Annotated in this window: 16 protein-coding genes and 1 pseudogene; 12 read left to right on the top strand and 5 right to left on the bottom strand. The window is 55.8% G+C overall.

Going from position 1 to position 19,081, the window contains the following annotated elements; all coding sequences use genetic code 11:
- Positions 1 to 2 precede the first annotated feature (2 nt).
- Together ACR0BT_RS05220 and ACR0BT_RS05225 are read right to left on the bottom strand one after the other, a co-directional pair.
- Positions 3 to 1,799: an IlvD/Edd family dehydratase gene (locus ACR0BT_RS05220; protein ID WP_170800182.1), complete on the bottom strand. Its 1,797-nt coding sequence runs from the start codon at positions 1,797 to 1,799 to the stop codon at positions 3 to 5.
- A complete protein-coding gene (locus tag ACR0BT_RS05225) occupies positions 1,796 to 2,554 on the bottom strand; it encodes an SDR family oxidoreductase (RefSeq protein WP_480762641.1) in 759 nt (252 codons plus the stop codon). Before ACR0BT_RS05225 ends, ACR0BT_RS05220 begins: the two co-directional genes overlap by 4 nt.
- 190 nt (positions 2,555 to 2,744) lie before the next feature.
- Here ACR0BT_RS05225 and ACR0BT_RS05230 point away from each other — a divergent pair, with 190 nt between their 5' ends.
- Both ACR0BT_RS05230 and denD read left to right on the top strand, forming a co-directional pair.
- Positions 2,745 to 3,629 carry an NAD(P)-dependent oxidoreductase gene (locus tag ACR0BT_RS05230; protein WP_480570466.1) on the top strand — a complete coding sequence of 295 codons (885 nt, stop codon included), beginning with the start codon at positions 2,745 to 2,747 and terminating at the stop codon, positions 3,627 to 3,629.
- Positions 3,626 to 4,594: a D-erythronate dehydrogenase gene (gene denD / locus ACR0BT_RS05235; protein ID WP_480570469.1), complete on the top strand. Its 969-nt coding sequence runs from the start codon at positions 3,626 to 3,628 to the stop codon at positions 4,592 to 4,594. Before ACR0BT_RS05230 ends, denD begins: the two co-directional genes overlap by 4 nt.
- Here the strand turns inward: denD and ACR0BT_RS05240 are convergent.
- On the bottom strand, positions 4,591 to 5,241 hold the full coding sequence (locus ACR0BT_RS05240; RefSeq protein ID WP_170396177.1) for a GntR family transcriptional regulator: 651 nt from the start codon (positions 5,239 to 5,241) through the stop codon (positions 4,591 to 4,593). The genes denD and ACR0BT_RS05240 overlap by 4 nt on opposite strands.
- Before the next feature lie 197 nt (positions 5,242 to 5,438).
- Between ACR0BT_RS05240 and ACR0BT_RS05245 the strand changes: the two genes are divergently transcribed.
- From ACR0BT_RS05245 to ACR0BT_RS05290, 10 genes and pseudogenes are all read left to right on the top strand, one after another.
- Positions 5,439 to 6,452: a TRAP transporter substrate-binding protein gene (locus ACR0BT_RS05245; RefSeq protein WP_170396175.1), complete on the top strand. Its 1,014-nt coding sequence runs from the start codon at positions 5,439 to 5,441 to the stop codon at positions 6,450 to 6,452.
- 79 nt (positions 6,453 to 6,531) lie between these two features.
- Complete coding sequence (locus ACR0BT_RS05250; RefSeq protein ID WP_480762642.1) at positions 6,532 to 7,701, top strand: mandelate racemase/muconate lactonizing enzyme family protein; 1,170 nt, start codon at positions 6,532 to 6,534, stop codon at positions 7,699 to 7,701.
- 16 nt (positions 7,702 to 7,717) lie between these two features.
- The gene (locus ACR0BT_RS05255) at positions 7,718 to 8,560 is read left to right on the top strand and encodes a TRAP transporter small permease subunit (RefSeq protein WP_480762643.1); all 843 of its coding nucleotides are present in this window, start codon (positions 7,718 to 7,720) and stop codon (positions 8,558 to 8,560) included.
- Positions 8,560 to 10,182 (top strand): TRAP transporter large permease, encoded by a 1,623-nt coding sequence (locus tag ACR0BT_RS05260; RefSeq protein WP_170403499.1) that lies wholly within the window; start codon positions 8,560 to 8,562, stop codon positions 10,180 to 10,182. The genes ACR0BT_RS05255 and ACR0BT_RS05260 overlap by 1 nt, the downstream gene beginning before the upstream one ends.
- A 10-nt stretch (positions 10,183 to 10,192) precedes the next feature.
- A complete protein-coding gene (locus ACR0BT_RS05265; protein WP_480762644.1) occupies positions 10,193 to 11,143 on the top strand; it encodes a phytanoyl-CoA dioxygenase family protein in 951 nt (316 codons plus the stop codon).
- 24 nt (positions 11,144 to 11,167) lie between these two features.
- On the top strand, positions 11,168 to 12,670 hold the full coding sequence (locus ACR0BT_RS05270; protein ID WP_480762645.1) for a UxaA family hydrolase: 1,503 nt from the start codon (positions 11,168 to 11,170) through the stop codon (positions 12,668 to 12,670).
- Positions 12,667 to 13,671 carry a Gfo/Idh/MocA family protein gene (locus tag ACR0BT_RS05275; protein ID WP_480735746.1) on the top strand — a complete coding sequence of 335 codons (1,005 nt, stop codon included), beginning with the start codon at positions 12,667 to 12,669 and terminating at the stop codon, positions 13,669 to 13,671. The genes ACR0BT_RS05270 and ACR0BT_RS05275 overlap by 4 nt, the downstream gene beginning before the upstream one ends.
- Before the next feature lie 106 nt (positions 13,672 to 13,777).
- Positions 13,778 to 14,698: pseudogene (locus ACR0BT_RS05280) on the top strand (NAD(P)-dependent oxidoreductase); the annotation flags it as partial.
- 3 nt (positions 14,699 to 14,701) lie between these two features.
- Positions 14,702 to 15,583, top strand: coding sequence for a DMT family transporter (locus tag ACR0BT_RS05285; RefSeq protein ID WP_170396161.1), 882 nt, complete (start codon positions 14,702 to 14,704; stop codon positions 15,581 to 15,583).
- The gene (locus ACR0BT_RS05290; RefSeq protein WP_170733460.1) at positions 15,580 to 16,443 is read left to right on the top strand and encodes a sugar kinase; all 864 of its coding nucleotides are present in this window, start codon (positions 15,580 to 15,582) and stop codon (positions 16,441 to 16,443) included. Before ACR0BT_RS05285 ends, ACR0BT_RS05290 begins: the two co-directional genes overlap by 4 nt.
- Here ACR0BT_RS05290 and ACR0BT_RS05295 read toward each other — a convergent pair.
- Together ACR0BT_RS05295 and uxaC are read right to left on the bottom strand one after the other, a co-directional pair.
- Complete coding sequence (locus ACR0BT_RS05295) at positions 16,430 to 17,626, bottom strand: mannitol dehydrogenase family protein (protein ID WP_480762646.1); 1,197 nt, start codon at positions 17,624 to 17,626, stop codon at positions 16,430 to 16,432. The two genes, ACR0BT_RS05290 and ACR0BT_RS05295, sit on opposite strands and share 14 nt — an antisense overlap.
- Complete coding sequence (gene uxaC / locus ACR0BT_RS05300) at positions 17,627 to 18,970, bottom strand: glucuronate isomerase (protein WP_480762692.1); 1,344 nt, start codon at positions 18,968 to 18,970, stop codon at positions 17,627 to 17,629.
- Positions 18,971 to 19,081 lie beyond the last annotated feature (111 nt).

Raw genomic sequence — 19,081 nt, forward strand, 5'->3', positions numbered from 1 at the left:
TTTTAGTGGTTATCGCGTGGCATGAAGCCTCGCGCGATATCGCGGTAGTTTTCTGCACCCTTGAGCGTCATACCGCGATCCAGCCGATCTACTTTTTCGCGGAATAATTCCTGCCAGGGGGATTGGTTGGGCGGGGTTGAATAACCACCCTTTGCCTCCAGATCGCGGGCGCGTTCATGCAGTTCTTCAAGCGAAACCAGCATATCCGCTGTGCCTTTGCCAAGATCGATGCGCAGTCGGTCGCCATTTCGCACCAAGGCCAATCCACCACCCTCTGCAGCTTCGGGTGAGGCATTCAGGATAGACGGACTTCCTGATGTACCGGATTGCCGTCCATCACCGATGCAAGGAAGGGCTTCGATGCCCTGTTTCAACAAATATGCGGGCGGCCGCATGTTCACGACCTCTGCAGCGCCAGGGTATCCTTTTGGTCCCGCTCCGCGCATAATCAGAATACAGTTTGCGTCGATGTTTTCTGCAGGATCATCGATCCGATGGTGAAAGTCCTCAGGCCCATCAAACACAACCGCCCTGCCCTCAAATGCATCAGGATCATCCGGGTTCGACAGGTAGGTCTCTCGAAATGCCTTTGAGATCACAGATGTCTTCATTATCGCACTCTCGAACAGGTTGCCCGAGAGATTGATGAACCCCGCCTGTTGCTTAACCGGGCTACTGACAGGCTTGATTACGTCGCTATTCTGAGACCGGCGCGTCGAGCAGTTATCGCCCATTGTCTTGCCGTTCACCGTTATCGCATCGGGATGCGGCAGCAATCCAGCATCAAGAAGCTCTCCGACAACGGCGGGTACACCTCCGGCCTGTTGGTAATCTTCGCCCAGATACTCACCCGCAGGCTGCATGTTAACCAACAGTGGAACGTCGTGGCCAAGTTTCTGCCAGTCATCGTTGGTCAACGGAACACCAAGATGCCGAGCGATTGCATTCAGGTGGATCGGCGCATTCGTCGATCCACCAATCGCAGAGTTGATAACAATCGCATTCTCAAAAGCCTGACGTGTCATCACATCGCTGGGGCGTAGATCCTCCCAGACCATGTCCACAATGCGTTTACCCGTTTCATAACTGATTTGACCGCGCTCTCTATACGGGGCTGGAATGGCTGCTGATCCGGGCAATTGCATACCCAAGGCCTCAGCAAGCGAATTCATGGTCGTTGCTGTTCCCATCGTATTGCAATAACCCACCGAAGGTGCTGCGGCGGCTGCGATTTCCATGAACTCATCGGTGTCGATTTCGTCAGCCGCAAGGTCTTCGCGCGCTTTCCAAATAACCGTTCCCGATCCGGCGCGCTCACCTTTCCACCAGCCGTTGAGCATGGGACCGACCGACAGGGCGATCGCTGGGATGTTGACGGTCGCAGCGGCCATAAGAAGCGCGGGCGTGGTCTTGTCGCAACCAATGTTCAGAACAACGCCGTCAATCGGATACCCGAATAGACTCTCAACCAAGGACAGATAAGCCAGGTTGCGGTCGAGTGACGCCGTTGGCCGTTTACCTGTCTCTTGTATCGGGTGGACCGGTATTTCGATGCACGTTCCCCCGGCGGCGATGATTCCATCGCGAACACGTTTGGACAATTCGATATGATGCCGATTACAGGGGCTCAAATCACTGCCGGTCTGAGCAATGCCAATGATCGGTTTGCCTGATTGCAGTTCCTCACGGGTCAATCCGTAATTCAGGTATCTTTCCAGATACAATGCGGTCATCTCAAGGTTCTCAGAATTCATGAACCACTTGCGAGATCGCAAATCGTTTTTTGATACTTTTGTCATTGGCCTGACCAACCCCCGTCAATTATGTGCGTGTGTCCTGTGGTGAATGCACTTTCATCGCTCGCCAGATAGACGACCAATGCAGCAATCTCTTCTGCTTTCGCTACACGCCCCATAGGCTGACGCGCCACAAATTGTGCAAGGGCCTCTTCTCTGCTGCCCAATTGCTCTCCCAACGCATCTACGCGGTCACGCCAACTGGGACTGTCGACTGTTCCCGGACAAATGCAATTGCACCGGATTCCTTTTGTTATGAAGTCCACGGCCACCGATTTCGTCAGCCCGACAACAGCGGCTTTTGTCGTTCCATATACAAAACGATTTGGCGCACCGATTATGGAACCCAGCGCGGAAGACATATTGATTATCGAGCCTCCTCCGCGCTCTAGCATTCCCGGCAATACAGCCTTTGTCGTGCGCACCATTGAGCGCACATTAAGGTCCATTGCGAAATCCCACTCTTCATCGGCTGCATCCAGAATAGTTCCGTGATGCACGAACCCTGCGCAGTTGAACAAAACGTCCGGCTTCGCTCGCGCGACCCCATGATGAATGCTGTCATTATTCGTCACATCCATCTCGAAAATTTCGAGATTTTCGAGATTCCGACCGCGAATCAAATTTAGTTGTTCAGGGCTAATATCCGTCGCATAGACTTTTGCACCCTCTCTTGCCATTGCAATTGCGCTTGCAAGTCCGATCCCCTGTGCGGCGGCTGTGACCAGGACGCTTTTTCCCTTAAGTCTTTCTGACATATAAATATTCCGACCTCAAAAGTGGCGACTGGACAAGTGTTACGTCGTCCCACAGATCAACCGAGAAGCAAAGAAACCTTGGCGGATTTGCAACGACTTCTGGCATGTGGGCACAGAGCCGTTAGCGTATGACAGAGATTTTGGTTTGGCCATAACCATGCGTGGCGCACCTTCGGAAGGACAGTGGATGATGAGCAAGCAGTTCAAAGTGGCTCTGTTGGGAACCGGCCTGATGGGAGCTCCTATGGCGCGGAATATTTTGCGCGCCGAGTTTCCGCTCTCTGTATGGAACCGCAGCTTGAAAAAGGCAAAACCGTTGACAGCAGAAGGCGCGACATTGGTGGAAACTGCCCCGCTGGCGGTTTCGGGTGCAGACGTAATAATAACCATGCTCTCGGATGGATACGCGACCGGCGCGCTACTTGCTGACGAGGCTTTCCGCGAGCAACTCAAACCGGGGATGATCTGGATTGATATGTCGAGCGCCAAACCCGAACACGCAAGAGAGCAATCCGCGCAGCTTTCCTCGATGGGGGTACTGCATCTGGACGCCCCGGTTTCCGGTGGCACCAAAGGTGCCGAAGCTGGCACCCTTGCGATCATGGTCGGTGGCGATCAGGACGTTATGGAGCGCGTGCGACCGGTTCTGACAGCAATGGGCGAGCCTGTGCATGTTGGCCCAAGTGGTTCTGGTCAATTGTGCAAATTGGCCAATCAAACAATTGTCGCTGTAACAATATCGGCTGTCGCCGAAGCGACTCTGCTGGCTCAGCAAGGTGGTGCGGACCCCTCCGCGTTGAGGGCCGCACTGAAGGGGGGCTTTGCGGATAGTATTATCTTGCAACAACATGGCGAACGCATGTCTGATGGAAATTTTACACCTGGGGGTTTGTCTAAGTTTCAACTAAAGGATTTGGACAACACGCTGGAGGAAGCGGGAAGCCTTGGCGTTGAGCTACCTAGCACCCGATCTGTGCGCGACCGTTTCGAATATCTGATAGACGAAATGGATGGGGCCGAACTGGATCATTCGGCTTTGTATCTAGAACTCAAAAAACGGAACGGAATGCTGTGACGCGGATCCTGATTATAGGCGGCGGAGGAATGCTGGGTCAGAAACTGGCCCATCGCGTGTCGACCCAAGAAACCTTCGGAGCCGATGCCCAAGTCTCACTGTTCGATCTCTCGTTCCCGCCCGACAGTGCGGCAGGTAATCAAATTGTGGGGAACTTGACTGCGTCAGGCATAGCTAAGTCTTTTGCTACGCAGCGGCCAGACGTCATTTTTCATCTTGCAGCTATCGTTTCAGGCCAAGCTGAAACAGACTTTGCGTTGGGTTGGGATGTAAACCTTATGGCAACGTGGGCACTGCTGAACGCACTTAAGGATGAACACGAGGCATCAGGAAACGAGTACACACCTCGTCTGGTTTTTGCCTCGTCCATAGCAGTTTTCGGGTCACCATTCCCCGAAAAGATAAGCGATGAGTTCCTCTCGGCACCTTTGACAAGTTACGGAGCGCAGAAAGCGGCCGCTGAATTGATGATCACGGATTTCAGCAGGAAAGGATACATCGACGGTATTTCCTTGCGCTTGCCCACTTTGTGTGTGCGCCCGGGCAAAGCCAACGCTGCCGCTTCGTCCTTCTTTTCGGGTATAATCCGAGAGCCATTGAATGGGGATGAGGCTGTCTTGCCAGTTGCCGAAACCGTTCGCCACTGGCACGCCAGCCCCCGCGCCGCTGCGACTTTTTTGACCCACGCAGCAACAATGGACACACAGCTTTTGAATGACAGACGCGCATTGAACATGCCTGGCGTAAGTTGCACCGTCGCCGAACAAATCGAAGCTCTGCGCAAAGTGGCAGGTCAAGAAGCGGTTGGCCTAATCAGGCGAGAACCCGACGAGGCAATCGAACGAATAGTCAAGAATTGGCCGCGCGACTTTCAAACAGATCGCGCTCTGGAGTTGGGGTTCGAAGCGGAATCAAGCTTCGACGAAATCATTCGCGTGTATTTAGAAGACGATTTTCGGCTTTAGTCGCCCATCGTCTTTCCAGTTAGGTGGCGTTCCAGATGATCGTGAATTTTCTCTCGTGTTAACTGCTCATCCCCTGACAATGCAGCTTCAAGTATATCGGCATGGTGTCTTATGTTCTGAGAAATGAATTCAAAGTTCCGGTCTGCAACCATCAACTGCTGCCTGAACTGCGCGTAAACTCGGCTATGCATTTGTTTTAAAGTTTCCGAGCCACAGGCAGAAATAAGTGTTTGGTGAAACTCCTTTTCCGAGGCAAACCATATCTCGATAAGGCCGCTCGGGTCGTCGGTGGCGTGAATGCGTTTTTCGATATGGCTGAGTTTGTGATGTGCGGCCGTCAATCTTGCTTCCCAATCCACCCCGCCATTACGGATCGACATTGCGGTGCCTTCGGCCTCCAACAGAACACGGACGTGCGTCAATTCGATTAGCTTCTGCGGCGATCGCATTGGCACGCGGAAACCTTTTTGTTCCTGAAAGTCCACCAAACCAACAGCGGCCAAACGAAAAAGGACTTCACGAACGGCGCTCGCAGAACAGCCATACACTTTACGAAGTTCTTCAGCCCGCACCTTCGCTCCATGCTCGAATCCATTAGAGATCAGGCGCATCTTAAGATCTTGATAAATATCTATTTCGTCGTTCATTCCAGTATGCACCTTCAAGTTTTGTCCAAGTAGCGTCCTAACCTTATTTTCGAATTATCGCAAGAATCTCGAAATTTTTAGAAATTTCAATTTTTTCTTGTTGCATTCGATTCGTCGGCTTAACGTTTACCTGCGCGACAGCAAAGGAGGCGGCAAGATCTTCCACACCGCGCACGCTCAACGTCTGGGAGGACAATATGAAAATAGTCAAGACAGCGGCCCTGGCGGCCGTAGCCACGACAATGGCAGCCGGTTTCGCGATGGCTGAAACAACGAAGCTTAGAATTCAAACCCATTTTTCGCCCGAAACTCTGTCAGGCCAGATGGCTGCAAAATTCGTTGAAGACATTCAGGAAATGTCGAACGGCGAAATCGAAGTTGAAATGTTCTATTCCTCTTCGGTGGTCAAATCAGTTGAAACCTTCGATGCCGCAGCTACCGGAATTCTGGATTGCGACATGACGGGCGGCGGCTATCAGACCGGTAAAAACCCGGCCTTCCAGTTTGCGGGCGACCTGCTCGGCGGATATCAGAACCCATATCAGCAAATGGCTTGGCTTCTTCATGGCGGCGGAAGAGAAGCTGTAAATGATCTATACAACGGCTACGACATGGAATTCATCGGATGGTGGATTCCCGGGCCAGAGTCGCTGTCTTCGACCAAGCCGATTGCAAAAGTGGAAGACTTCAAGGATTGGAAGTTCCGCTCGCCTCCAGGCCTTGCAACCAAGGTGTTCGCGGAACTTGGTGCTTCTCCGATCGTGATGGACTTCAACGAAATCTTCACGGCTTTGGAAACCGGTATCATTGATGGTGCGGATGCTGCGAACCTGACGAACAATGTGGGCCTCGGTCTGTACGAGATCGCAGGCCACACAAACTATCCCGGTTTCCACTCGATGCCTGCAGATCACCTAGCTTGTCGCAAAGACGTCTGGGAAGCGATGCCCGCGCATCACAAGAAGATCATGGAAGTCGCAATGGATAGCCTGGCATTGCACAATGCCACAATCAATGAAGTGCAGAACGCTCAGACTGCAAAAGACCTGAAGGCAAAAGGCGTTCAGTTGTACGAATGGTCGCCTGAAGACCTGGCAGCGTATCGCGCGGCCGTTCAGGTCGGTTGGACGGAGTTCGCAACGACACCTGAAGCACAGGCGCTTTTGGAAAGCCACATCAACTTCCTGCGTGACCTGGGCGCAATGCAGTAATCAGGCTTCGATCGAACTACGACACACGGAAAGGCCGCACTTGCGGCCTCTCCGGATCGGCGCCGGGATCCAGAACTTCATGAAAATCACCAGAATAATAAGTCATGTACTGCAGTACGACATGCCGGAAGTTCTGGGCTACTCGCAACAGTATTATGACAAGCGTACAACCCATCTGGTCGAGATTCAGACAGATGAAGGGGTAACCGGTTGGGGGGAGTGCTTTGGTCCCGGAAACGTAGCCATTGCGAACAAATCCATCGTGGAAAAGGTAATCCAACCAATGGTCCTTGGCATGGACCCTTTGGACAAAGACGTGATCTGGCACAAGGTGTACAATCTTTTGCGAGACCATGGCCAAAGCGGAATGCCAATACAGGCTTTGTCCGGGGTGGACATCGCACTTTGGGACATCTCCGGCAAAATCTCTGGCCTCCCCCTCCATAAGCTTGTCGGCGGGGCTCATCGCGCAAGCGTTCCTTGCTACGGCTACGGCATGATGCTCCGGGATGAACCGATTTCTAGTCTTGCAAGCCGTTTTGAGGATGAAGCCGCAAAGATCAAGGCAATGGGATTTACCGCCACCAAAATGAAAACGGGCTTTGGCCCGAAGCCTGATGTGAAACTGTGCGAAGCAGTTCGACGCGGAGTTGGTGACGACTTTCCTTTTATGGTCGATGCAAACCATGCCTATACGACTTCAGACGCGTTCTTTGTCGGTCGGGCGCTGGAAGAACTGGACGCATATTGGTTCGAAGAACCGGTCGCGCCAGAAGACATTGACGGATACCGCGAACTGCGCACTTCGCTTAAAGTAAACATCTCGGGCGGAGAGGCGGTATTCAATCGCTGGGCATGGCGCAATCTTCTTGAAAACCGTGGCATCGATATCGCGCAGCCAGAGGTTTGTGCTTTGGGCGGTGTTTCAGAGTATCTCAGGGTACTGTCTCTATGCCACGCACATTTCATTCCGGTCGTAAATCACGTCTGGGGTAGCGCCATCGCCGTCGCAACTAATCTGCATTTACTAGCGGCCATGCCCGCAATTCCAGGCGGCTTGCATCCATGGGAGCCGATGCTGGAGTTCGACACAACGGACAACAAGTTTCGGGACGATCTGCTGACCGAACCGCTGGAAATTCAAAATCAGGTCAAGGCCAACAACGGCCGAGTCATGATACCGACTGGCCCCGGATTGGGTGTCGAGCCGGACCGAGACTTTATCGATCACTACAGGATCGAAGGATAAGGACGAGGGTTACGCGATGCACAAGAACTCAGGCGGACTAATTGAATGGCTCATACCGTTGGCCTTCGTCGCAACAGCCAGCTGGCTTGTTTGGCATCTTCCCGCATTCCTATTGGACTGGCTGCCTTACACCTCTGAATCCCTCAAAAGTCAGGTAACTGAAATATATCTGCGCAGCGACGTTACGCCCGAATTGTCTGGCGTATTCGGGGGGTATGTCGACATCATCGACATGGCCGCGCTCGTCCTTCTACCGTTTCTTGCAGTGATTGGTACCAAGACCGTGCGCCCGGCGACGATGGAGTTCGAAGGCTCGACGGTTATGGACCGTTTCGCCCTGTTCATAGGTCGAGTGACGATGATGATGATCGCAATCATGACTGTCGTCATGCTCTACGAAGTCTTCATGCGTTATATCCTGGAGAAGCCGACCGAGTGGGCGAACGAAATGACACTCTGGTTCGCCAGCTTTGTGTTTTTGATGTCTGGCTACTACGCCATGCAGCAACGCAGTCACATTCGAATATTCCTGATGTACGACGCAGTTCCACGTTGGCTTCAGCGCGTTTTTGATACGGTTTCGACTATACTGATCTTGCTATTTGCCTTCTTTCTTGTCTACGGCAGCTACAAACAGGTGTTCGTCAACAAGCTCTACAAATGGGAGCTTTATGGCTCTGCCTTCAATCCTCCGATCCCGGCGACGTTGCAGCCGATGGTGCTGATCGTGATTACGCTCGTCGCAATGCAAGCAATTTTGAACTTGGTCGCGGATTGGAACAAAGAACCGGAAATCCACACAGATGAACCGGACGAAGACGAAATTGAAATGATCAAACGGGCGGTGGGACAAGACTGATGGACATTGGAACAATCTCACTCATCCTGATGGTCGCCCTGATTGTGCTTCTGGCGATCGGGATGCCCTTGGGTCTGGCCTCGGCTTCGCTTGCGGTTCTGGTTCTTGTGCTCAAGTTCGAACCGACACTGCTTTTAAACCCGTTTTCATTCGGCGACGGGATTCTCACCGGTCGGCCAGGGACTGGGCCGCTCTATATCCTGGCGCAGAAGATATACGGGCTCTTAACGGACTACGTGCTCATATCCGTGCCATTGTTTATCTTCATGGCGTCGCTGCTAGAGCGGTCCGGGATCGCGCGCGACATGTATTCTTCGCTGAATGTCTGGCTGTCCAGAACACGCGGCGGCATCGCGATCGTGACCTCGATCATGGCGGTGATCATGGCTGCCATGTCCGGCATCATCGGCGGTGAGGTTGTCCTGCTGGGCCTTATCGCCCTGCCCCAGATGCTGCGCCTGGGCTACGATCAGAATCTCGCGATCGGCGTCATCTGCGCCTCAGGGTCTCTGGGCACCATGATCCCTCCTTCGATCGTTCTGATCATCTATGGGCTGATCACCGAAACTTCGATCAAGTCGCTGTTCACCGCGTCTTTCATTCCCGGCTTCATGCTGGCCTCGATGATCATCCTGTACATCATCATCCGCACGCGGTTGAATCCTCATCACGCTCCGCTGCCGGAACCGGACCCAAACGACCCAGAACCGGCCGAAAAACGCAAATTGTTTGGGGCCTTCATGAGCATCGTTGTCGCCGGATTTTCCACCGTTCTGTTTATCCGGGCCGCGTTTTTCGAGCTCTCAGGCTCGAACGCTGCCAGCCAGGGTGAGCCCGCGAGGCTGGGAACGGCTGACTACCTGCCCTGGTTTGCCGGCATCACGATCGTCGCCCTTCTGCTGATTTTCTTCGTCTTTGGCAGACAACGCGCAAAAATCGGTTGGGAAATGGGCAAGGGTCTCGTCGCGCCGCTGGTTGTAATCGGCGTCGTGCTCGGCTCGATCTATGGCGGGATCACAGGTATCACTGAGGCTGCAGGCATGGGCGCCTTCGCAGTCCTGATCATCGCCATCCTAAGGGGCGAAGGATCGTTCGAGCTGGTTTGGGACAGCTTGATGCGGACACTAAAATCCACAGGCACCATCATCTGGGTTACGATCGGGGCCGCCGCGCTGGCGGGTGCCTATACCATTGCTGGAGGGCCCCAATACGTGGCCGACCTGATCGTCGGCCAGGAGCTGCCGACCATGTTGGTCATTCTGGTAATGATGCTGATCTTGCTGTTCATGGGCGCATTCATGGATTGGGTCGGCATCGTACTGTTGATCATTCCGGTCTTTCTGCCGATCGTCCTGCGCCTTCCTATCGAGGAAATCGGAGTCTTTGGCCAGTTGGAGCCGAGTCATGTCGCCATCTGGTTCGGCGTCGTGTTCTGTATGAACATGCAGGTCAGCTTCCTCTCGCCCCCTTTCGGCCCGGCCGCGTTCTACCTGAAGTCAGTGGCTCCGCCGCATATCAGCCTGACGGATATCTTCCGCGGCTTCCTGCCATTCATCGGGATCCAGTTGCTGGCGCTTTCCGTTCTTCTGATCTGGCCGGGTATCATCGCGCTGCTGTTGTGAGGTTGCACCCATGCTGACACAAGATGCGATTGGCAAGTTCCAGACCGATGGATACCTCGTGGTTGAGGATGTAATTCCCAGCGATGTCCTGGGTCGGGTGCAAGCGGAATACTCGGATGTCCTGAACCGACTCTATGACTGTTGGTACAAAAAAGGACTGGTCAAGGACGAGCCGTCCGGAATGACCTTCTGGGACAAACTTCTGTCCGCCTATCAGGCCGGATGCGACTATTTCCAGCCGCTGGACATCTCGCTGCCCGGCGATCGGATCATGGCGGACACACCGTTCCATATTGGGCCCGCAGTGTTCGACTTGCTGACGGCCCGTCCCATGCTTGACATCGTCGAGCAGCTGATCGGGCCAGAGTTGGTGAGCAATCCAATCCAGCACGTTCGGCTGAAGCCACCTGCCCTGAAGCTGTCCAAGGACGAGGTGCGCGCGCACATCACCGCAACGGACTGGCATCAGGACCGAGCGGTTGCGCTGGAGGATGCTGATCAGACCGACATGGTCACGGTTTGGATTGCCGTCAACGATGCAACGGTTGAAAACGGCTGCCTGCAAGTGCTGCCAATGGCACAAGACCAATCTATCCTGCCACATTGTGCCCGGACGCAGACAGGCATTGCCGACGGGTTCATTGATGAAGGCCGCGCCGTGCCCCTTCCAGTCAAGGCCGGCGGGATCATCCTGTTTCACCCTTTGACGCCACACGCTTCGCTGATCAATAAAACGGATCGGTTCCGCTGGTCGTTCGACATCCGCTTTAGTGCAGCAGGCCAACCGACCGGTCGAGATCATTTCCCCAGCTTCATCGCGAGGTCCAGATCGCGCCCCGAAACCGAGCTGCGAGATTGGCGCGTCTGCAAGTCCAATTGGGAGGCGGCACGAGCAAGACTGTCTGGCAAGCCGCATATAGATATTCACCGGTGGTCATCGGACTCACCGTTCTGCGCCTAGCTGCTGCCGCCAGGAAAGCTGATTATGACTTTTGTACGTTTAGATCGAACGGATAGCGTGGTGGTTGCAACTCGGCACCTGGAGGCCGGCAGTATGGTCGAGGATGTCACGACCAATGCGCGCATCCCCTCGGGGCACAAGGTCGCCACGCGGAATCTTGCACTCGGCGATCCGGTCAGAAAGTACGCCCAGATCATCGGCTACGCCACCCAACCGATCGAACCCGGCGACCATGTGCACACCCACAATGTCGAGTTCCGGAACACCAGTGTGGACTACGAGTTTGCGACGGATCACAGGCCCACCAAACCTGCCACCTCGGTCGATACATTCATGGGCTACCACCGGGACAGCGGTCGGGTCGGCACGCGCAACTACATCGCGGTTCTGACCACCGTGAACTGTTCGGCGACTGCGGCCCGCATGATCGCCAATCACTTCACGCCGGACAAGCTGGCCGAGTTTCCGAACATCGACGGCGTGGTGGCCTTTGTCCATGGAACGGGCTGCGGAATGGCCGATTCCGGCGACGGTTTTGAAGCCCTTCAACGGGTCATGTGGGGGTTTGCAAAACACCCCAACCACGCTGCCGTTCTGATGGTCGGTCTAGGCTGCGAGATGAACCAGATCGACTGGCTGCTGGACGCGTATGGGCTGAAGCAAAGTCCCACCTTCCAAACGATGAACATCCAGAACGTCGCCGGATTGCGTCGGACCGTGGAAATGGGCATCAACAAGATCAACCAGATGCTTCCCATTGCCAATGAGGCGAGGCGCAGCGAAGCCCCGGCGTCCGAACTGATGGTTGCGCTGCAATGCGGTGGCTCGGACGCTTGGTCCGGCGTGACCGCGAACCCGGCGCTCGGACATGCCTGCGACCTGTTGGTTGCGCAAGGCGGCACAGGTGTCCTTGCGGAAACACCCGAAATTTACGGAGCCGAACACCTTTTGACCCGCCGCGCCCTTAGTCGCACAACTGGGGAAAAACTGATCGGACTGATCGATTGGTGGCAGGACTATACCGCTCGCAATCACGGTTCGATGGACAACAACCCAAGCCCCGGCAACAAGCAAGGGGGTCTGACGACCATCCTAGAGAAGTCGCTGGGGGCAGCGGCGAAGGGCGGCACCACCCCTTTGACCGGTGTATTCAAATACGCCGAACCCATCACCGCCAAAGGCTTCACCTTCATGGACAGCCCCGGATATGACCCGGCCTCGGTGACCGGGCAGATCGCGGCTGGGTGCAACCTTGTGTGCTTCACCACGGGACGCGGCTCTGCATTTGGGTCCAAACCGGCACCCACGCTGAAAATCGCTACCAACTCTGAATTGGCAGCACGCATGCCCGAAGACATGGACGTGAATGCGGGCGACATTCTGACCAAAGGCGCCAGCGTCGAGGAAAAAGGACAGGAAATATACCGACGGCTGCTCCAAGTCGCCTCTGGCGCGCGGACCAAGTCCGAGGCGCAGGGCTTGGGTGACTACGAATTTGTTCCCTGGCAAATCGGAGCGGTGATGTGAAACGGATCCTTGTAGCCGGCGGCGGATTAATCGGTATCCGCCACGTCCGCGCCGTGATTGAGCATCCCGGTTGCCAGTTGGTCGGGTTGGCCGATCCAGATGGCTCGATCCAGATCGACGCGCCGCGTTTTGCTAGTATGGACGAGGTGCAGGACCCGGTAGATGGCGTCATTATCGCCACTCCGACCCGCCTGCATGCCGAACATGGCATTCTGGCCGCATCCCGCGGTTGGCACATGCTGATCGAAAAGCCGGTTGCCGCGTCGGTCGATGATGCCCTGCGCCTGAAGACGGCCGTTCGCCAGGCCAATGTCCGCAGCCTTGTAGGCCACCATCGGCGGTATCATACAATCTTGCAACACCTGAAGGAGGTGATCGCGCAAGGTACGATCGGACAAGTCATCAATGTCTCGTTGCTGTGGGCCATGCGCAAACCCGACAGCTATTTTGAACAGAACTGGCGGACTTCCGATGGCAGCCCAGTCATGATCAATCTGGTGCATGATATCGATGTCCTGCGCTTTGTGATCGGAGAAATCTCGGATGTCGTCGCCCTGCCCGGAGCGCCCATCCGCGGATCAGAACGGATAGAAAGCGGGGCTGTCGCGATCGCATTCGAAAACGGCGCGACGGGCACTATCAGCTTTGCCGATACCGCACCCAGCCCCTGGGGGTTTGAGGCCGGAACCGGCGAGAACCCGAACATCGGCACGACCCATCAGGACATGATCTGGATCACGGGAACCAGTGGCGCTGTGAGTTTTCCCTCCATGACCCTGTGGCGCGGACAGGATTGGGGCACTGCGGCCCAAAAAGACCAACTTACACGACCGGAACAACAACGCGCACCGCTAGAGGTGCAGCTGGATCACTTCCTTGACGTGATCGATGGCGCTCCTCCACTGATTGACGTCGAGGATGCAGCCCGAACGCTCGAGGTCACATCACGGATTGAACAGGCGCTAAAGGCGCGAACGACCCGAGCGCGGGCGCCGGCCTGATGGACATGCGGCCCGGCCAAATGCCGGACCACCCAAAAACCAATGATTATCCACCGGGCAATATGAGCATTAAAAAAGCAAAGCCGCCCGCAACAAACACAAGAATAAAAACCAGACACATTCACGGAAAGGGAAACCAATGAGCAAACCATCAATCGGGTTTATCGGCTTGGGACTAATGGGCGGAGCCATGGTGAGCCGACTGTTGGACCAAGGACATTCGGTCGCTGTATTGGGAAACCGCGACCGCACATACCTGGACGCCGCGATTGACCGAGGCGCCCGCGAGATGCGAAACGCCCAAGAACTGGCTCAGGCCAGCGACATCGTGATGCTGTGCATGGGCACCTCCGAACAGGTCGAGAGCCGAATGCACGGTGCAGATGGAGTGATTGCGGGATTGAAATCCGGCGCGATTGTCATCGACTTTGGCACCTCGCTTCCTGGCAGCACACGCGCCTTGGCCGAGGAGGTTGCCGCAGCCGACGGAAGCTATCTTGATGCACCGCTTGGCCGGACACCTTCACACGCGCTAGAAGGCAAGCTCAACATTATGACGTCTGGAGACAAGGCCGCCTTTGACAAGGCCGAGCCGACACTGAAAGATTTGGGCGAAAACGTTTTTTACCTTGGCCCCGTTGGGTCCGGGCACACGATCAAGCTGATCAACAACTTCTTCGGAATGACCGTTGCGAACGCGATGGCCGAAGCCTTTGCCATGGCTGACATCACCGGTGTTGACCGCAAGCAGCTGTATGATGTGATGGCCGCAGGGCCGCTGCATTCCGGAATGATGGATTTCGTCAAAGCCTATGGCGTTGAGAGCGACCCAAATCAGCTGGCCTTTGCCATCAAGAACGCGGCAAAAGACCTCGGGTATTATGACCGAATGGCGCGCGAGGCAGGCGTTACCAGCGTGATGTCGCAGGGCACGCTTTCGGCGCTGAATGACGCCCGCGACCACGGTCAGGCGGATGACATGGTAAGCCAGATGGTTGACTACTACGTCAAGCGTTTCAACACCTGATCGATGGCCGTCTCCGCCAACCCCACCGCTGACCTGCCGCGCCTTGGCATTGTGCTGATGTTGATGGCGTGGCTGTTCTTTTCGTTGGTTGACCTTGGGGCCAAGTGGTTGGCGTTGGCCGGAGTGCCGGCATTTCAGTTGGCGTTCATGCGCTATGCGGGGCACTTCGTGATCTCAGTGGGCGTGATCGCCAAGGGCGGGATAGAGGCCGGTCGGTTCAAGACTGACCATCCATGGCAGGTGATAAGCCGGGCCTTGCTGCTGATCTCGGCGACCGTTTTCAATTTTTATGCCCTACGGTTTTTGCCACTGACCGTTGTGTCGGCAATCATGTTCTCAAGCCCGGTCATCGTGTGCTTTCTGTCCGTCTTTGTATTGAAAGAAAGCGTGGGCCCATGGCGTTGGGCGGCTATCATCCTGGGCTTTCTGGGGGTGTTGGTTGTCGTACGGCCGTTTGGTTCGGCCTTTCATCCGACCATGCTGCTGATCGTATATAATGCCACCGCTTTGGCCTTGTACTCGATCATGACGCGCAGGCTGTCCGGGGTTGTTGCCGTTGACACTATGCAATTCTACCTCGGGCTTACCGGTACGGTGGTCCTGTTGCCGTTCGCCATCTGGTTTTGGGTCCAGCCAGAAAACACGTGGAGCCTGATTGTACTGATCGGCCTTGGTGTGTTTGGCTGGTGCGGGCATCAGCTGCTGACGAACGCGCATCGGTTTGGAACGGCGAACCAGTTGATGCCATTCACCTATTCGTTCCTAATCTACGTGGCAATCTGGGGTTATCTGTTCTTTGACACGGTACCGGACGCATTCACGTTGGCGGGGGCTGCGCTGATCATGGCTGCCGGTCTCATCATCTGGAAAAGAGAAAAGAAATGACGCGAATTGCCTGCATCGGCGAAGCAATGATCGAATTGTCCATGCTGGAAACCGGCGCAAAGGTGGGCGTCGCGGGGGATACGCTGAACACGGCCATCTACATGCACCGTGCCGCGCCTGACCTGCAGGTGGAGTATGTGACATGTCTAGGCGACGACCCGTTCTCAAGGCGTATCGTGGACTTCATCGCCAGTCATGACATCGGAACATCCGGCATCCGCATCATTCCGAACGCCTCTCCGGGACTATACGCGATCACGACATCTGCGGACGGTGAACGCAGCTTTACCTATTGGCGCAGCGAGGCGGCCGCCCGCCAGCTTTTTGCCGATCACGACTTCAGCCCGCTGAACGGTTACGACGTGCTGTACTTGTCAGGGATTTCCGTGGCCATTCTTCCGCATGCAGTCAGGCTTGCGCTTCTGGACTGGCTCGAAGGCTCTTCCGTTCGGTTGGTATATGACAGCAACTTTCGTCCGCGTCTTTGGGACAGCGTCCAACACGCTCGGCAGATTAACCAACGGCTTTGGCAACGTGCAGACATTGCCCTGCCGTCCATTGACGACGAGATGGCATTGTTCGGGGAAAGCGCGGACCAGGTGGCTGCACGCTTTGCCGATCATCACGGTGTTGGTGCGTTGAAACGCGGAGAGAATGGCCCTTTGTCCATCGGTCAGAACACTGACCAAACCTATGAACCTGCCAAAAACGTGCTGGATACGACAGCGGCGGGCGACAGTTTCAACGGTGGGTACCTCGCGGCCTTGCTGATGGGGAAATCACAGGCCGACGCCCTGATGGCTGGACACAATTTGGCTTCCACCGTTGTTCAGTTCCGCGGCGCGATCATTCCCGGATAAGTGGCGCGAGATCCTCAGCGCCAACGAGACCCAAAAGCGGCGCTACCGGGTCCGGCTGCTTGACGGCCGTGGCAATTTCCGACGCGCAAGGATCGTTCAGCGCCCTGCCCTTGGCGGTCTGGGACATGCAATAGGAGATCCAGGCCCGCATCCCTGCAATCACCGCCTGAGAGCCGGTCTCACGGAGTGTGGGAACAAACCGATACGGCAGCTTCTGGCTGCCATCCATCGCGATTTGGTCCAGACGGTGCGCCAGCTCGGGGTTTTCAAAGCGGCGCAACAAAGCCTCGGCATAATCCGGAACCTGTGCTTGCAGTGCAGCGGGCAGCGTTGCGCCCGCATCCTTCATCAACTCGGAAACCAGCGGGCGCAAAACCGGGTCTCGAACCGCTTCGTGGACGTAGGTCAGGCCCCGCTCCAACCCGGTATAAGCCAACAGGGAATGGGCACCGTTCAACATGCGCAGCTTTCGCATCTCGTGCGGGGCTACGTCATCGACCAGTTGCACTCCCGGCCAATCCGGGTGCGGACCGGCGAAACTGTCTTCGATCACCCACTCCGAGAACGTCTCGGTCGGAACAGCCATAGGATCGCCGCTGATTGCGCGAACGGCGTCCGTGGTAGCCGGGGTGATCCGGTCGACCATCGCGTTGGGAAAGCGAACAGAGTCCCAATTCACGTCCAGACCGGCTGCTTCCGCAAAATCGGCAACTGCCGTTTCGAGCGTCTTGCCGTTTTCCATGCGATTGTCACAACTTAGTACCGTTACTGGCTTGCGCCGTTCCGCAAGGCCATAAGCTAAAAACCCGATCAGCGTCGCAGGCCCTTGCCCTGCCAGATCGGCGGCAATCGCCGGGTCCTGAAGGTTCAGCTTGCCCGCGGCGTCCAAGTGATAACCTTTCTCGGTTACGGTTGCCGAAATGATCTCGGCATCCGCCATCACATCGAATATCTCTGCGCGATCCTTGGGCGCGACCAGAGCGTCACGCAGAGCTTTGATGCGCCGGACTCCCTGCCCCTGTACGCACAAATCGTACTCGAAACCCTGTCGGGCCAATCCATCCCGAACCGAGGATGAACGCAAGCTGACGCCGACAACGTCCCATCCGCCCGCTTGATCCGTGTAATCCAGCAAATGCGCCCGGGCAAAGTTTCCAAGGCCGAAATGAAGAATTGTACCCATCTAGCTTTGCAACCTGTAAACCTGTTTCGCCAGATCGACCGCCAGCAATCGCGCCAGATGCTCGGCACTGTCCCGATCGAAATAGCCGCGCGCAACCTGCTCCGCCAGATGAATCGCCACACCCCGTCGCCACAGGTCGTGACGTGCAGGAATGGACAGGAAAGCCCGCGTGTCGTCATTGAATCCGGCCAGATTGTAATATCCGGCCGTTTCAACGACCTGATCGAAATACCGCGCAATCCCGGCTGGGCTGTCGTGGAACCACCAAGGCGGCCCGATCCGAAGGCACGGCCAATGTCCCGCCATCGGGGCCAGTTCGCGGGCATAGGTGCTTTCGTCCAGTGTGAACAGAATGATGCGCAGTTCCGCCGAGTTACCGACCCGGTTCAACAGCGCCTCAAGGCCCGTGACCCAATCCATCGCGATTGGAATGTCGGCCCCCTTGTCCCGTCCGAAGTCCCGCAGTACCGCGTGGTTCGTGTTGCGTTTGCTGCCAGCATGTATCTGCATTGTCAGGCCATCATCGACAGACATCTGCGCCATTTCGATCAGCATATGCCCATAGAACCGGCGAGCATCCTGTTCGGTACCTTCCCGCCGTCTCAGCCGCTGGTACAGCGCATCCGGGTCGTCCAGCCACTCGGTCTTTACGCGTTCGATACCGTGGTCGGTGGCAGTACATCCCAGCTGGATGAAATAAGCCCGCCGCATTCGCAGCGCGTTGAGGTAGCCATCATAGCTGTCCAGATCGCAGTCTGTCAGCTCGGCCAACTTATTCAGGTTCTGTACGAACTCCGGGTCCGCCCCATCCAAAACCCCGTCTGGGCGGAACGTCGGAACAACCCGCCCGCCCCAACCGCTTGTTCGAATCTCCCGATGCTCAGCCAGGCCGTCGAGAGCCGAATCCGTGGTGGCCAGAACCTCGATCCCAAACCTGTCGAACAAAGCCCTCGGACGAAATTCGGGTCGCGCCAGCTTTTCTGAGATCTTATCATAAATCAGGTCAGCCGTGCGCAAAGACAACTCTTCAGACACGCCCAGCGTTTCGTGCAGCACGTAGCTAATCCAGATCCGGGATGGCGTTCCCAGAAACAGATGCCAGTGTTCGGCAAAGGTGTGAAAAACGGCGCGTGGATCCTTCTTTCGCCCCTCTTCCCCAACGCCAAGTTCGGACAAAGGAACGCCCTGCGAATAGAGCATACGGAATACGTAATGGTCGGGAACCACAAGCAGCTCTGCCGGGTTGGGAAACGGCTCATCGGTTGCAAACCACCCCGGATCGCAGTGACCATGCGGAGACACGATTGGCAGGTCCTTGATGCCCAAGTACAGGTTTTCTGCCATGCCATTCAAATTGCCAGTCAATTCTGCCTCCGATACTGCTGCCCGCAATTGTTAACACAGTTTTTAATGGTTGCATCTTTCCCGTTCGAACCCGCAGACTGACCGAGTGAT

The organism is Ruegeria sp. CJ6, from assembly GCF_056536665.1.